This is a genomic window from Alcanivorax sp. HI0083 (genome assembly GCF_001635175.1).
Genome location: NZ_LWFX01001314.1, coordinates 1 through 2,334, shown reverse-complemented (window position 1 = coordinate 2,334; position 2,334 = coordinate 1). Strand labels below are relative to the sequence as shown.

The window sequence follows — 2,334 nt, the reverse complement described above, 5'->3', positions numbered from 1 at the left end:
GGAGCCGTTGGCTATAATGCCGCCGATTACCACCGATCGGGCTCTTTCATGCTGTACTCCCTGGCACGACCTTTACTGTTCTCTCTCTCTGAAGAGCATTCTCACGAGCTGACGCTGGCATTGCTGCGCAAGCGAGCAGGCAAGCTGTGGCCGGGTGCGGTGCCGGCGGCACCGAAAGAAGTCATGGGCATCGAGTTTGCCAACCCGGTGGGGCTGGCTGCCGGGCTGGACAAGAACGGTGACTGTATCGATGGTCTGGCTGATCTGGGTTTTGGCTTTATTGAAGTGGGGACTGTCACGCCACGTCCGCAACTGGGTAATCCTCAGCCGCGCCTGTTCCGCCTTCCCCAGGCCCAGGCGCTGATCAACCGGATGGGGTTCAATAATCTTGGCGTGGAATACCTGGTAGGGGCGGTGAAACGTAGCCGCTATAAAGGAGTGCTGGGGATCAACATTGGCAAGAACAAGGATACCCCGGTGGAAGATGCGGTTCAGGACTACCTGATTTGCCAGCAGAAAGTGCATGCCTATGCCAGCTACCTGGTGGTCAATGTGTCCTCGCCCAATACGCCGGGTTTGCGCACCCTGCAGCACGGTGCGGCTCTGGATGAGCTGCTGGGTACGTTGCGCGAAGCCCAGACGCGCCTGGACCAGGAGCACCGTCGCCGGGTGCCGCTGGTGATCAAGATTGCCCCGGATAACAGCGAAGAAGAGCTGCAGGGGATGGCAGAAGCCTTTGTGCAGCACGGAATCGACGGTGTGTGCGTGGGCAATACCACCTTGTCCCGCGAGGGCGTGCAGGGCCTGAAGCATGGAGAGGAGCAGGGTGGGCTCAGTGGTGCGCCGTTAACCCCCATTGCCAACCGGGCGCTGGCTGCCATGCGCCATGCGCTTAATGGTCGTATCCCGATTATCGGCGTGGGGGGCATCAATAGTGCTGATGATGCGCTGGAAAAACAGCGCCAGGGTGCGGACCTGGTACAGATTTACAGTGGCTTGATCTACCAGGGGCCGGGTCTGATCGGTGATATTGCCCGTGCCTGGCCGAAAGGCATTTGAGCTAAAGGCGCAACGGGTTTTCAGCCGCCTGCTAGCGCTTTATACGAAGCCGCTGTAGGCGTTCCCTTCCAGGGGACGAACCTCGTGCAGCGAGGGCGTTCTCAGTGGTCAAAAGGTTTTCATCCTGGTTGCGTATTGAGATGGACATTAAAGACGGATATTAAAAAGGGCCCGGGTGGGGCCCTGTGGGTCGGCGCGTGAACGCGTCGGCGTTGTGAAACTGGAAGATATTAACCGATATTTTTCAGATTCTGGATGCTGGCGACGCCGAGCATTCCGTGAGCAAAGTCAGTGCGACCTTCGCGCCATCCCCCCATCCAGTTGGTGCGTGCCTGGAGCGTGCCAAACGGGCAGTCTTCGCGGGATTTTCCATCCAGGCCGGCGTTGTATCCCCGGTTGTAAGCGCGGTCGTCTTTACTACGTTTTTGTCGCTTCATAAACGCTTTCCCTTTCACAGATAGCGGTACCGAAAAATGGCCCCTCGGCTGAATATGTAGCCAAGTAGCGGGGCCGACACATTCAGTATGTGAAAGCGGTAAGGTGGTGTCGAATACCATGTAGCAATATGGTCAGTGCTGGTTAAGCATATGACGTATAAAGGACAGGTTGATGACCGTTTGTGTAATGCCATGAAAAACAAGCAGTTAGTTTTTCGGGTGGGGCATGAATCAGTCACTTAAGAGGATTTGGTAATGGAATTTGTGGCCACCTGCATGCCAGGCCTGGCAGATTTGCTCAGTGATGAATTGTCTTCATTGGGCATATCCGTAACAGAAACCGGGCGCGCCCACGTGAGCTTCACTGGGGGCTCTGCGGATGCCCTTAAGGTGTGCCTGTGGTCGCGCCTGTCCGAGCGGGTTCTGTTGCATCTGGCCACGTTGGGGGTCACCCCTGATATTGCCCCGGAAAAGCTGGCTGCCAGCCAGGATTGGCTGTCTTTGGTGGGCAACAATGCGCCGGTACACGTGCACATTGAGCACGGCGCAGAGGTACGGGGTGATAACCGGATCAGCGCCAAACGTTTTATCCAGGCTCTACCAGAGCAGTTTGCGATTTCGCGGGAACCGAAGGGCAGTTGCTGTATCCGTGCCCGTCTGGACTTGAACGAAGCGCACCTGTGGCTGGATCTGGCCGGTGAGCCCCTGCATCGTCGCGGTTACCGCCTTGCGGGCGGCCGGGCGCCGTTGCGTGAAACCCTGGCGGCGGCGATGCTGTGGGCCATCGGCTGGGGCAAGGCAGATCGACATCCTGCCTTGTTGGACCCGTTCTGCGGCA

2 protein-coding genes and 1 pseudogene are annotated in these 2,334 nt (G+C 57.9%); 2 read left to right on the top strand and 1 reads right to left on the bottom strand.

All coding sequences use genetic code 11. The features are described from left to right. Nucleotides 1–48: 48 nt before the first annotated feature. A complete protein-coding gene (locus A3754_RS19620; RefSeq protein WP_063521044.1) occupies nt 49–1,059 on the top strand; it encodes a quinone-dependent dihydroorotate dehydrogenase in 1,011 nt (336 codons plus the stop codon). A 230-nt stretch (nt 1,060–1,289) separates the two neighbouring features. On the opposite strand, the gene rmf is transcribed toward A3754_RS19620, so the two are convergent. Further along, a complete protein-coding gene (gene rmf, locus A3754_RS19615) occupies nt 1,290–1,496 on the bottom strand; it encodes a ribosome modulation factor (protein WP_007149522.1) in 207 nt (68 codons plus the stop codon). A gap of 255 nt (nt 1,497–1,751) precedes the next feature. On the opposite strand from rmf, the pseudogene A3754_RS19610 reads away from it, so the two are divergent. After that, nucleotides 1,752–2,334 (top strand): annotated as a pseudogene (locus tag A3754_RS19610) (23S rRNA (guanine(2445)-N(2))/(guanine(2069)-N(7))-methyltransferase); the annotation flags it as partial.

Excerpts from the sequence above, each read along its gene's own strand:
- A3754_RS19620 (WP_063521044.1), top strand. The coding sequence starts at position 49 with ATGCTGTACTCCCTGGCACGACCTTTACTGTTCTCTCTCTCTGAAGAG.
- rmf (WP_007149522.1), bottom strand. The coding sequence starts at position 1,496 with ATGAAGCGACAAAAACGTAGTAAAGACGACCGCGCTTACAACCGGGGA.